This window comes from Bacillus sp. RE35 (genome assembly GCF_052146655.1).
Taxonomy (GTDB): Bacteria; Bacillota; Bacilli; order Bacillales; family Bacillaceae_G; genus Bacillus_A; species Bacillus_A cereus.
In genome coordinates this window covers 4,436,209-4,448,682 of sequence record NZ_CP197377.1, presented here as the reverse complement: position 1 = coordinate 4,448,682, position 12,474 = coordinate 4,436,209, and the positions used below count along the sequence as shown (strand labels likewise).

The following is a 12,474-nucleotide window of genomic DNA, read 5'->3' as shown; positions in this document are numbered from 1 at the left end:
AGCTCTGGCTTAAGCAAGGAGGGTTATACCAGTTGAAGGAAAAAGCGTATCAATCTAAACCTTTACTCACAAAGAGAGAGAGAGAAGTATTTGAATTGCTGGTTCAAGATAAAACAACGAAGGAAATTGCAGGTGAACTTTTTATAAGTGAAAAGACAGTTCGCAACCACATCTCAAACGCAATGCAAAAGCTAGGGGTTAAAGGACGTTCACAAGCAGTTGTGGAGCTTCTTCGTATGGGAGAGCTCGAATTATAAGAAAGCAGCCGACTTTTATATAAAAGTCGGCTATTTTTTTGTTTGCTTCACTTGCTATATGAATGATAAAAACGTTTCATACATAAATAGGTAATAAGGAGGGGATATGTTGAAAAGGATACTGTTAGTTTCAACAAGTGCTCATGATATGAATGGACACCCGACTGGTTTGTGGCTTGAAGAGCTCGCAGCTCCTTATCATGTATTAAAAAAGGCTAAGTTTGATGTTGATATTGTGTCAATAAAAGGCGGGAGAGTACCTATAGATAGAGTGTCTATTCCGAATGGTATACCTCGCGAATTCAAGCATGTAGCTTCTTTATTGCAAAATACGAAGCCGATTTCAAATGTTCATTTTTCGGATTATGATGCGGTTTTATTTGGTGGTGGGCACGGGGCGATTGTAGATTTTCCAGGTAATCCATATGTAGCAAATTTGATTGAGAATATGTATAACAATAACCGGATTGTAGCGGCTGTTTGTCACGGAGTAAGCTCTTTAGTCGGTGTGAAAAATAAGGATGGCTCGTTTTTTGTTGCGGGTAAGCGTATAACAGGTTATACAAACGATGAAGAAAGAGCTGTACATTTAGAAAAGCGCGTTCCGTTTTTGCTAGAAAGTAAGTTGAAAGAAGAAGGAGCTTTGTTTTATGTAGCCCCCAATTTTACGCCGCATGTAGTAGTAGATGGTCATTTAATTACAGGACAAAATCCACAGTCTAGCGTGGAAATAGGTAAGGCTATAAAAAGGGCTGTAAATAAATTATAGAAAAAGTACCCGCTACTAACAAAGGTAGTGGGTATTTTTATCCCTCTATTTGCCGGGCAGTAGGACCCCCGATTGGTGAGAGCTAATAATCAGTGGGGATGAACGCCCCCCCACTGATTAAAGTTTCACTGTATTCTAAAATTCCCGCCTCGAAATTGGTTTGTAACCGTCCAGTTGGTAATAATTGATTATAGTTTTTTATGTATAGTATATGAAAATGTAATAAACTAAAAAGGCATAGTGAGTATAATAACTTCATTTATAATCATTCGTGAATTTGCTATACTATTTTGTATGGACAAAAGGGGAGGCTCTTTTAAATGAGAAAAGTCGCATGTGCAAATACTTATATTAATAAAATAAAGCCCATTATTAGAAAGACAAGTTTTAGCCAATTGAAAATAGATGAAATTGCGAAATATATGGATATTAGTAAAGCTACTTTATATAAACGTTTTTCTTCGAAAGATGAAATTATTGAGGTGGTAGTAGAGGATTTCATGAACTATCTACTCGAAGGTGATGCGGATAATCAAGATGAAAGTATGTCATTTACAGAACGTTTCCAAAAGACGTTTATCCATTCTTTAAAATGTGTGACATATATTTCGGATGTTTTTTTGCAAGATTTGAAAGAAGCATATCCACATTTGTCGGATCAATTAGTCGCTGCCCAACAAAATCGTAACCATAATTTGCAAATGTTTTTTGAAGCGGGTATGGAACAAGGTTATTTTAATAAAATGAATGCACAATTATTTATGGTACAAGATGATGTGATGTTAAGACGTATTATAGATCATTCTTTTTGTATTCAGTACGATATTACGTTAAAGAAAGCGATACTTGATTTTTATCAATTAAAGAAGTATCAACTTTTTAAACCAGAGTATATAGAAGCAATTGATGATTCTGAAATTGAAAAAGAAGTTATTGCTATTTTGCAAATGATTTCGTAAAAAAGCAGATCTCCCTTAATAGAGGAGAATCTGCTTTTTTAGTACATATTATTTTTGCAACTGTTTTAATACTAATTCGGCTACTAGACCACCTGAAGCTGGGTTTTGACCAGTGATAACACGATTATCTTCTAGAGCATAAGCTTCCCACGGTTGCGCGGCTTTTTCGTAAAGTCCTCCATTTTTAATGAGTTTATCTTCTGTTAAAAATGGAACGAATTGATCTAATTCAGCTAATTTTTCTTCTTCATTTGAAAAGCCTGTTACCTTCTTACCGCTAATTAAACGATCCCCATTGCTTAATGTAATATGAAATAAACCAGCAGCTCCATGACAAACCGAAGAAACAATTCCGCCGTTTTCATAAATATTGCGGCTAATATTTTGAAGTTCTTTATTTTCTGGGAAGTCCCAAATAACCCCGTGGCCACCTGCGTAATAAATAACAGCGTAGTCTTCTGGATTCACTTCACTTGGTTTCATTGTAGAACCGAGGCGATTCATAAACTCTTTCTTTTGATACCATTCCCAATCGATACTCTCCGCCATTGCTAAACTATGTGGATCAATTGGTGTATAACCGCCTTGTGGACTGACGTAATCAACTTCGTAACCCGCTTCTTCTACTTTTTTTACGAAATGTACAGCTTCACCAAGCCAAAGTCCGGTAGCCCTATTTAAATTTGGGTATTTTTCTACGCTTGTTAATACAACTAACATTTTTCTCTTCATCATAATCCTCCTATAATGTCTCTTCTATATAAAAGTTCTGTATGCGTTTCATTTTATTAAGTTAAAAAATGTAAATTTGAATAATCATGCCAGTCCTCCTTATATCGGCTTCGAAATTAGTGTATAATAACTTTCGAACAAATTAAACTAAAAAGGCTTAATTAGTTTACTTTGTATATTTTTCGTTGACAAACTGTAATGCTGAAACTATGATAGTTCCATGAATATCGAACAACATACGTGTTTCGTTTCGAATTCAATTTACCCCGCATTAACGGGCAGTAAGACCTCCATCTCAAAATTCAGCGGAAGCAAAGAAGTTAGGTGGGGGTTGGGCTGCCCGTAAAAGCCCGATTGGTGAGGGCTAATAATCAGTGGGAGATGAACACAAACCTCACTGATTAAAGTTTCACTTTATCGCGCGATAAATTAGCAACTTTTACACATTTAATGAAGTTGTTTAGTGGTGATACAACATTTAAATAAGTTCATTTTTTTATCTATAGTTTGATAGTTTTAAAATTGCAATCAGGAGAGTGTTACACATGGGGAAAGATATAAGAAACCATTCGAAATGGTTTGTTTTTACATTATGTTTTATTGTTTTGTTAGGACCGATGAACGCTGTGTTATTTAATGTAGCGCTAGAGGATATTGCCAATGATTTATCAATTAGTCAATCGAAAGTAAGTTGGATTGTAGTAGGGTATTCCTTAGTTGTCGGTATTGGTTCGATAATATATGGAAAGCTGGCTGATCGTTACAGTGTAAAAAGACTATTAATTATTTCTATTATCATATTTGTAGCTGGTTCTATTGTTGGATTTATGAATCAATCTTATGAAATTATCATTTTCGCAAGGTTAGTGCAGGCGAGCGGCGGAGCAGCGTTTATTGCGCTTAGTATGATTGCGGTGGCGAAATTAGTTGCTCCAGCTAAAAAACCAGGTGCGTTAGCAATGATTAGTTCTTCTATTGCATTAGCGGTTGGTATTGGACCTTTAGTAGGTGGGGCAATTACAAATACGTTAGGGTGGCCGTATTTATTTTTATTTATGGTTATTTCAATGATTGGTATTTTCTTACTCGTAAAATTTATGCCAGAAGAGGCGCGACATACAGATGAAGTGTTTCGCTTTGATTTCATTGGAGCAATTTTATTATTTGTATTGATTACGACCATTTTATTAGGAGTTAATATTAATAGTTGGCTTTTTGTGTTATCTGTTGTTTTTCTATTTTTATTTAAGGCTCATATGAAGAGAACGGAGTCGCCGTTTATTGATATTGAGTTATTTACAAATAAACCATTACTTCGTTTAATAGCGGTCGGATTTATCATTAATGTGGCGTTATGTGCTAGTTTATTATTATTACCATTACTGTTAGGAAGAGGACATGGATTGTCTCCATTCGTTATTGGAATTGTATTGTTTATTGCATCTCTCTTTGGTATTGTATCTAGTTTTATTACCGGAAAGATTATTCCTTCGTTTGGGAATGTGAAGATGATGTATGTAGCTTCTGTAGTTATGATCATTGGCTTTTTAATTTTAGGGATTATTCCGGACGGGAACTTACTCTTTATTTTATTTGCGGTTATTTTAACATTTATGAGTTATTCGGCAATTCAAGTATCATTAAACACATTTATCCCGAAAACATTAAATCCAGCTAAAGTTGGAGTCGGTCTTGGTTTATATAATTTAATTAACTTTTTCGGTATGGCATTTGGACCAGCTGTAGCGAGCAAAATTATGGAATCTACAAATAGTTATCGATTGAATTTTATTTTGATCGTCATTTTAATTGCTGCTCATTTCTTCTTATTAATGGGAATGTCTTCTTTTCAAAAAAAGATGGAGCAATGAATATGCACTTTATATAGAAGAAACCGACTTTCTTATAGAAGGTCGGTTATTTTTCTATCTTGCAAATTACGAAAAAAAGGAGCAAAATAAAAAAGGTCCTAGTCTATACATGGGAAAATGAAAATTTTCATACAGAAGCATTTGAAGTGAGCGAACTTAAAGTGTGTAAAATATAATGATAAACATAAAAGATGATGAATGAGAAAACGGGTGATGAAGTTGAATAGAGCAATCGGTGTTATCGATTCAGGAGTTGGCGGTTTAACAGTAGCGAAGGAATTAATTCGTCAGTTGCCGAAAGAGCGTATCATATATTTAGGAGATACAGCACGTTGTCCTTATGGTCCACGTTCTCGAGAAGAAGTACGTCAATTTACGTGGGAAATGACAGAGCATTTACTAGACTTAAATATTAAAATGTTAGTTATTGCGTGTAATACAGCAACTGCAGTTGTATTAGAAGAGATGCAAAAACAATTACCAATTCCAGTAGTAGGAGTTATTCACCCAGGATCACGTACAGCTTTAAAAGTGACAAACACGTATCACGTTGGGATTATTGGAACGATTGGAACGGTGAAAAGTGGTGCATACGAAGAGGCGTTAAAGTCTATTAATAACCGTGTTATGGTAGAAAGTTTAGCTTGTCCACCTTTCGTTGAACTTGTAGAGAGTGGGAATTTCGAAAGTGAAATGGCGTATGAAGTTGTAAGAGAAACGTTGCAACCACTGAAAAGTACCGATATTGATACACTTATATTAGGGTGTACACATTATCCGATTTTAGGACCTGTTATTAAAAAAGTAATGGGAGATAAAGTGCAACTAATTAGTTCTGGTGATGAAACAGCACGTGAAGTAAGTACAATCTTATATCATAGTAAAATGTTGAATGAAGGAGAAGAACAAAGCGATCATCTCTTCTTAACAACAGGAAAAATAGGCTTGTTTAAAGAAATTGCATCAAAATGGTTCGGTCAACCGATTGAAAATGTGAAGCATATTCATTTAGAAAAAGAATAATAGTAGAATTTATATAAGTGAGCTCCTGAGAAATCAGGAGTTTTTGTTTTATCTTGCTATTTGCTGGGGAGTAAGACCCCTATTGATTAAAGTTTCAATTTATAAGAGGCGCAGCTTGTTCTAAAACGTGAAACAGCTCGTATACATAATAGTACAAACTTAGATTTTAGGGGGGAATGGCATGCCTAAATCCACTTTTAAATGGGTTGTTGGTGCTACTGTGAGCGCTGTTTTACTAACAGGGTGTGGCTTTATAAATCAAGAGAAAGCAACTGAACAAATTGATCCGCCAAAACAAGTTACGTATACAGAGGGTGGGAAGAAAGAAGTAGCTAAAAAAGATAAGCAAGGGCAAATGGTAAACAGAGAACTATACCTTGTTGATAAAAATGGTTATGTTGTACCACAAACGTTAGCTATACCTACTCCGAAAGCAAATGAGACTGTGAAGCAAACGTTAGAATACCTTGTGAAAGATGGACCGGTAACGAATTTATTACCGAATGGGTTTCGTGCAGTCATTCCGGCGAATACAACGATGACTTTAGATTTGAAAAAGGACGGAACGGCAGTTATTGATTTCTCTAAAGAAATGAAAAACTATGCGAAAGAAGAAGAGCGTCAAATCGTTGAATCTATAGCTTGGACGTTGACGCAATTTACAGAGATAAAACAAGTGCAGTTCCAAATAAATGGTGAGAAATTGGCAAAGATGCCGGTTGGTGGTACACCGCTTGGTGAAGGAGTGAGCCGTGCAAATGGTATTAACTTCGATGATGAACAAGTAGCAGATGTAACAAATACAAAACCAGTCACACTGTATTTTATGGCGCAAAATAATAATAAACAGCAATACTACGTACCAGTCACACGCCGCGTTGCGGAAGGTAAAGAAAATGACTATGCAGCAATTATAGATGAACTTGTAAAAGGTCCGATCCATCAATCGCTCCTGAATGATTTTAATCCAGGCGTTAAGCTTATTACGAATCCGAAATTACAAGACGGAAATCTTACATTAAACTTTAATGAAAATATATTTGTAAACCCAGATAAAAATATGATCTCAAATTACGTATTGAAGTCGTTAGTTTTATCTTTAACAGAAAAGAAAGGTGTGAAAAATATTTCTATTGAAGTGAATGGAAAAGCAAATCTTATAGATGAAAAGGGCGGAAAGTTAATAAAACCTGTAGATCGTCCAGAAAACGTGAATACAGGTAGTTTTTAATCTTGAATAATTTGATATACTTAAGTAAGAAAGGAGAATTGCTTTTTGGGTTCTCCTTCTTTTATTGTATACATATCATACATTTAAATTTGGCTATACTAACGAGTAGTAATTAAGAGGAGGTTATTTTTATGCGAGTAGATGGTAGAGAGAAAACAGAATTACGCCATATACATATTCATACGAATTATTTAAAACATCCAGAGGGATCTGTATTAATTGAAGTTGGGGATACAAAGGTGATTTGCTCAGCAACAATTGAAGAGCGTGTACCACCGTTTATGCGTGGAGAAGGAAAAGGATGGGTAACAGCTGAATACGCGATGATTCCGCGTGCAACAGAACAACGTACGATTAGGGAGTCAAGCAAAGGGAAAGTAACAGGGCGTACAATGGAAATCCAGCGCTTAATTGGACGAGCATTACGTGCTGTAGTTGATTTAGAAGCGCTTGGCGAGAGAACAGTTTGGATTGACTGTGATGTCATCCAAGCAGATGGTGGAACGAGAACAGCTTCTATTACAGGTGCATACGTAGCGATGGTATTAGCGTTTGAGAAGTTATTACAAGCAGAAAAAGTATCTAAAATTCCAGTAAAAGATTATTTAGCAGCAACGTCAGTAGGGATTGTTGAAGAGCAAGGTGTTGTTTTAGATTTAAACTATGCAGAAGATTCTAAAGCAGACGTTGATATGAATGTAATTATGACTGGAAAAGGTCAGTTTGTTGAAGTGCAAGGAACTGGAGAAGAAGCGACGTTTAGTAGAGCGCAGTTAAATGAATTACTTGATGCAGCAGAACAAGGCATTTTCCAACTGATTGATATGCAAAAAGAAGCGTTAGGTGACATCGTATCTCATATAGAGTAGAGGTGGAAAGTATGAAACAAGTTGTTGTAGCGACAAAAAATATGGGGAAAGTACGTGAATTTGCTGAGTTATTTGAGCGATTTGATTTAGAAGTGAAATCATTACACGATTTTCCTCATATTGAAGAAGTCGAAGAAACTGGTGAAACATTTGAAGAAAATGCGATCTTAAAAGCGGATAGTTTGAGTAGACAGTTGAATGCAATTGTAATTGCGGATGATTCAGGTCTTATTGTAGATGCGTTAAACGGGAAACCAGGCGTGTATTCAGCTCGTTTTGCTGGAGAGCCAAAAGATGATCAAGCGAATATTGATAAAGTTTTACAAGAATTAAATGAAATACCGTTTGATAAGCGTAAAGCTCGCTTCTACTGTGCATTAGCAGTAGCTTTCCCTGAAGGTGATAAAAAGCCTGTCATTGTAAACGGGACATGTGAAGGATTTATTTTAGAACAACGCCGCGGAGAAAATGGCTTTGGATACGATCCGATCTTTTATGTGGAAGAATACAAAAAAGCAATGGCGGAATTAAGTTCAGATGAAAAAAATGCTATTAGTCACCGCGGACGTGCTCTTCGTAAGCTAGAAGAAAAAATCCCTGAATGGTTTTTAGGAGAATAAGGGAGAGAGATTGATGAAAGCTTTAATCGTAAGCGATAGTCATAGCTCTGTGAAGGAATTACAGCAGTTAAAAGAGAAGTATGAAGGGAAAGTAGATATCATGATTCATTGCGGTGATTCAGAGCTAACGCCTGCTCATGAAGAGCTGCAAGGTTTCCATGTTGTAAAAGGAAATTGTGATTATGCTAACTTTCAAGATGAAATTGTAACTGATGTAGATGGAATTCGCTTCTTAGTTGTACATGGGCATCGACATAATGTAAAAATGACATTACAAACGCTAGCGTACCATGCTGAAGAAGTGGGAGCGCAAGTTGCATGCTTCGGACATTCTCACGTATTAGGTGCGGAATTAATCGAGGGCGTTTTATTTATTAATCCAGGCAGTATTTTATTACCACGTCAGCGTGTAGAAAAGACATTTGCTTTATTAGAAATGGATGAAAATCAAATGGAAGTTCGTTTTGAAACGTTAGACGGACAACTAGTTGAACAGGCAGTTTTTAAAAGAGGATAAGAAAATTTATCCTCTTTTAAAAAAGGTGTTGACTTTATGTGTGGTTATACATATAATAAATATTGTCGATAGGGAAACGGCGCTAACGAAGAAAAGAAAATAACATATGCGGGTGTAGTTTAGTGGTAAAACAAGAGCCTTCCAAGCTCTGGTCGAGAGTTCGATTCTCTTCACCCGCTCCATGTCCCAGTAGCTCAGCCGGATAGAGCATACGCCTTCTAAGCGTACGGTCGGGAGTTCGAATCTCTCCTGGGACGCTAAAAAAACCTTGTTATCAAAAGATAACAAGGTTTTTTGTTTGTCTAAAATTTGATGTTTGGGTTATAAGTGTAGTTCATGCTTAATATTTGCGACCTTTCCTTTGATATTAAGCAGTTGCATATGTACTTTTTTTCTTAAATAAAAAGAGCGCCATTTATGCGCCCTATTCATCTTATTTAATTTAAAGAATTAATAGGTTTATGATGGAACTCAAATCCATATCCAGATTCTCTTAATTGTTTACTTGCAATATTATAAAATTCTTTACCATTCTAGTACGGTTGAGCAGCAGTTATCGGAACTTATCCCCGGCAGTGTGTTACAATTAATAGAAGCGGAAAATGAGAATCTCCAATTGACTGGACCTGTGATTGGTTAGATGGTTTAAGAAGGTCGTATAAAAAAGGGAGATGGCGCAAAGATGGCGAGATCAAATGAGAATGATTTAACGGAGAAATTGGCAGAAGGCCACCGAAAATATGGTGATGGCAATTTTACAGTACAGAACATCGGTGATGAAACTAACCCGAATTGGACTGTCGTAAAAAATGTGAGGAAGGGATCGGCAGGCATTCGCGAAGGAGAAGATATATTAAGACTGCGATCAAAATATATAAAATAGTACGGAAATGGGCGGAGCGGGAGCTCGAATCTCTCCTGGGACGCTAAGAAAACCTTGTTATCTCTTGATAACAAGGTTTTTTGTGTATTTTAAATTAGTTGTTAATAAACTTCTCAAATACAAAACCATAATCTTTCACATTATATTGTTTCTTCGTATCAACAAGCCAGTTAAAGGCAATCTCGTTCATTTCTTTAAATTGCTCTGCTAAATTTACTTGTGCGTTTGAAATGCGGCTAAAGGCATTAGATGCCATATCTAAACTTTTATGTGCATATTGTAATGTAATATCGTTGTCGTATGAAATTTCTTCGATTTTAAGTAAAGCCTTATATAAATCTTTTAATTCTTCAATATGTTTTTTATGAACATCAATTGAGTAATGTTCATCGCCCATTTGAAACTTAATTTCTACATCTAAATCAATCGTTCCTGCAGTTTCGAGTGCTACGTTTTTAATTTGATATTTACTATAACGAAAGCGGCGTAGTGTACGTTTTTTACTTGTTGCGCTTGTACCGTCTAAGTGAATTAACCCTTTGTTTGTGAAGCAATATTCATCTGATTTCGATTTAATTAGAAAGTAAATTTTCTCTCCATCTTCATGCATTACATAATCATCGGCATCGACCTTATCATAGTCTTTAGGTGTAATAACAGAACCTACATCGCTTAGTCCTAATACATCTGCGGCCATTTTTTTAAACATATATAATCCCCCTTGTAAATTAAATTCTTAATTGTATAAAAATATATTAACATCATTTTCATCCTTTGTTTTCTTGTAATACGAAAATATCTGAAGGTAAGTTAAGAAAAGTAATGAATAATTATTTTGATCCTAAATTATTTAGTAAATCTATTAGTTTAAGATTGGATTCTCCGAAAAATAACCAAGAGAAAAAAGTTAATTTTGCAAGTGATTATAGAGAAATTCCGTGAAAGCACCTCAAGCTATGTGAGGTGTTTTTCTATCCTCTTTTGAAATCTTACAATTCTGTAAGGTAACTGTAAGGTAGTTCGATGGTAACAAATTGCTAATCTTTTATAATGAAGATAACAACGATAAAACGAGGAGGCAGAAATGATGAAAGGATTAGTTGTAACGGGCTTAACGGTTGCTTTTGGATTTGTAGCATATGAGAAATTAACGTATGTAGTTGATGTTGTGAAACATTTGATTGCTTAGAGAAAACAGCCATGAGAGGGAAAGGGAATGAGTGAATGAATGGAATGGTTATTTGGAATTATAGGTACTTGTAGTGTAGTGTTATTGTTCTTTGTCCCAAGTGGTATACTTAGTTCGACAACAAGTTTGTTCTTCTTAAGTTTGTTTGCTTGTACGATGCTTATTATTATGTTTTTAATGAAGCGAAGTAAACCAATCTTCTATTTTAGCATGATTGTTATGGCAATTATTGTTCTCCAAATTATTACCCTTGTAATATACCCCACAATTATAAAAGCTTTCCATTAATGATGAATCCTCTGCGCTTGTTGCTGGGGATTTTTATTTGTACAATTTTAATTTTTAGTAGAGATTTATTCGTATTGGAATGTAAAAATTAAATATTTTTATATTTCAAACAAATAGTTTTGGGATGTTGTGTTCTCATTACGCATTTGATATATTTACTTTGAACATAATTAAAATCAAGAAAAAGAGGCGGACGTATGGATAAAAAAGAAAATACGGTCGTATTGTTTCCACAACTATCAGAGCGCTATATTGATGAAGGTTTTTTAGCGCTGAAAGAGCGGAAGTTCGAAGATGCATTGCGCTGCTTTGAAATATTACGTCAGTATAATGCGGAAACGGAACAAACGGAATTAGCTTCAGTTATTTGTTTACTCGAATTAAAACGTATGGAAGAAGCGAAAGACAAATGTGAACAGTTGCTTAAAACAGGAGTTGTCTTATTTGGTGATATTCTTGAAACGTACGTGACTATTTTAGTTCAAACAAATGATTATGAAGGTGTTATTGAAACTGTTGAAAAGGTTTTACAAACGAAAGATATAATGCCTGATCAAAAGGAAAAATTAGCGCAACTTGCTTTATTTGCAGAAGGTATGCTCAATGAGGGAGACGCATCGCTAGTGGATTCAAATTTTGAGTTGGATGAGTTTACTAATGAAATTTTTGGAGAAAACTTTGGACAGAAGCTAAGAGCGATTCAGCGACTTTCGTTAAAAGACTTAGATCTTGCATTACCTGTTTTAAAGAAATTTTTAATAGAAGAAGAGCAACACCCCTATTTGAAAACTTCTATTTTGTATAAAATGATAGAAAGTCAGGTAGAAGAGGAAATAGAGGTAGAAAAGTTTGGGAATACGATTAAGGTAATTCCAGCATTTACAGGTCATAATGAGGAGCAATCCAATAACATTATACATAAATTATCAAGTCGATTAGAGCAAAATTATCCCGATATATTTGAAGCAATGGTTACATATTGGAAAGAATTGCAAATTAGTGTTTTCCCATTTGCTCTATTAATGGATAAAGAAGAGATTTGGTCAGCTGTTTTAGAGAGAATTGGAAGAAAGCGTTTCGGATTGGCTATTGATGAAGAAGAGCTTATGGCAGCATACAATATCGAATTGGAAGAGTTTCATATTGCCTATCAATGGTTATTACGTGTTGAAAGAGAAGGATATTTGCCCGTATAATTATGAAAAAGAATCGTTCAGTTCTTGAAACGAGCATATTCTATGTTATAATGTAAGGGTTGCAAAAGGC

14 protein-coding genes, 2 tRNA genes and 1 pseudogene are annotated in these 12,474 nt (G+C 35.2%); 14 read left to right on the top strand and 3 right to left on the bottom strand.

Annotation, left to right across the window (positions count from 1 at the left end; genetic code table 11):
• Positions 1-32: 32 nt before the first annotated feature.
• The 3 genes from gerE to ACTL4X_RS22705 all read left to right on the top strand — a co-directional run bounded on the left by gerE (position 33) and on the right by ACTL4X_RS22705 (position 1,985).
• Positions 33-257, top strand: a complete 225-nt coding sequence (gene gerE / locus ACTL4X_RS22715) for a spore germination transcription factor GerE (RefSeq protein ID WP_000659484.1) — start codon at positions 33-35, stop codon at positions 255-257.
• A gap of 106 nt (positions 258-363) precedes the next feature.
• The gene (locus ACTL4X_RS22710; protein WP_000919607.1) at positions 364-1,026 is read left to right on the top strand and encodes a type 1 glutamine amidotransferase domain-containing protein; all 663 of its coding nucleotides are present in this window, start codon (positions 364-366) and stop codon (positions 1,024-1,026) included.
• A gap of 320 nt (positions 1,027-1,346) precedes the next feature.
• Positions 1,347-1,985 carry a TetR/AcrR family transcriptional regulator gene (locus ACTL4X_RS22705; protein ID WP_001233008.1) on the top strand — a complete coding sequence of 213 codons (639 nt, stop codon included), beginning with the start codon at positions 1,347-1,349 and terminating at the stop codon, positions 1,983-1,985.
• A 48-nt stretch (positions 1,986-2,033) separates the two neighbouring features.
• On the opposite strand, the gene ACTL4X_RS22700 is transcribed toward ACTL4X_RS22705, so the two are convergent.
• Positions 2,034-2,717 (bottom strand): type 1 glutamine amidotransferase domain-containing protein, encoded by a 684-nt coding sequence (locus ACTL4X_RS22700; protein ID WP_000823849.1) that lies wholly within the window; start codon positions 2,715-2,717, stop codon positions 2,034-2,036.
• Between the two features lie 545 nt (positions 2,718-3,262).
• Here ACTL4X_RS22700 and ACTL4X_RS22695 point away from each other — a divergent pair.
• From ACTL4X_RS22695 to ACTL4X_RS22660, 8 genes are all read left to right on the top strand, one after another.
• Entirely contained in the window at positions 3,263-4,588 is a 1,326-nt protein-coding gene (locus ACTL4X_RS22695) for an MFS transporter (protein WP_000513852.1), read from the top strand.
• A 213-nt stretch (positions 4,589-4,801) separates the two neighbouring features.
• Positions 4,802-5,611 carry a glutamate racemase gene (racE, locus tag ACTL4X_RS22690; protein WP_000774005.1) on the top strand — a complete coding sequence of 270 codons (810 nt, stop codon included), beginning with the start codon at positions 4,802-4,804 and terminating at the stop codon, positions 5,609-5,611.
• A 181-nt stretch (positions 5,612-5,792) separates the two neighbouring features.
• Positions 5,793-6,842, top strand: a complete 1,050-nt coding sequence (gene gerM / locus ACTL4X_RS22685) for a spore germination protein GerM (protein WP_001126746.1) — start codon at positions 5,793-5,795, stop codon at positions 6,840-6,842.
• Between the two features lie 131 nt (positions 6,843-6,973).
• On the top strand, positions 6,974-7,711 hold the full coding sequence (gene rph, locus ACTL4X_RS22680) for a ribonuclease PH (protein ID WP_001261765.1): 738 nt from the start codon (positions 6,974-6,976) through the stop codon (positions 7,709-7,711).
• An 11-nt stretch (positions 7,712-7,722) separates the two neighbouring features.
• Entirely contained in the window at positions 7,723-8,331 is a 609-nt protein-coding gene (locus tag ACTL4X_RS22675) for an XTP/dITP diphosphatase (protein ID WP_000815939.1), read from the top strand.
• Between the two features lie 13 nt (positions 8,332-8,344).
• Positions 8,345-8,848, top strand: coding sequence for a metallophosphoesterase (locus tag ACTL4X_RS22670; RefSeq protein ID WP_000645488.1), 504 nt, complete (start codon positions 8,345-8,347; stop codon positions 8,846-8,848).
• A gap of 108 nt (positions 8,849-8,956) precedes the next feature.
• Positions 8,957-9,030: transfer RNA gene (locus tag ACTL4X_RS22665), tRNA-Gly, on the top strand.
• Between the two features lies 1 nt (position 9,031).
• Positions 9,032-9,105 (top strand) — tRNA-Arg (locus ACTL4X_RS22660).
• Between the two features lie 180 nt (positions 9,106-9,285).
• On the opposite strand, the pseudogene ACTL4X_RS22655 reads toward ACTL4X_RS22660, so the two are convergent.
• A pseudogene (locus tag ACTL4X_RS22655) lies at positions 9,286-9,378 on the bottom strand (DUF6572 domain-containing protein); the annotation flags it as partial.
• Between the two features lie 152 nt (positions 9,379-9,530).
• Here ACTL4X_RS22655 and ACTL4X_RS22650 point away from each other — a divergent pair.
• A complete protein-coding gene (locus ACTL4X_RS22650) occupies positions 9,531-9,731 on the top strand; it encodes a hypothetical protein (RefSeq protein ID WP_000124460.1) in 201 nt (66 codons plus the stop codon).
• 94 nt (positions 9,732-9,825) lie between these two features.
• Here the strand turns inward: ACTL4X_RS22650 and ACTL4X_RS22645 are convergent, their stop codons facing one another.
• On the bottom strand, positions 9,826-10,440 hold the full coding sequence (locus tag ACTL4X_RS22645; RefSeq protein WP_000473863.1) for a PH domain-containing protein: 615 nt from the start codon (positions 10,438-10,440) through the stop codon (positions 9,826-9,828).
• A 519-nt stretch (positions 10,441-10,959) separates the two neighbouring features.
• Between ACTL4X_RS22645 and ACTL4X_RS22640 the strand changes: the two genes are divergently transcribed.
• On the top strand, positions 10,960-11,208 hold the full coding sequence (locus ACTL4X_RS22640; protein WP_001983650.1) for a hypothetical protein: 249 nt from the start codon (positions 10,960-10,962) through the stop codon (positions 11,206-11,208).
• Between the two features lie 197 nt (positions 11,209-11,405).
• Entirely contained in the window at positions 11,406-12,404 is a 999-nt protein-coding gene (locus tag ACTL4X_RS22635; RefSeq protein WP_000358277.1) for a hypothetical protein, read from the top strand.
• Positions 12,405-12,474: the final 70 nt, after the last annotated feature.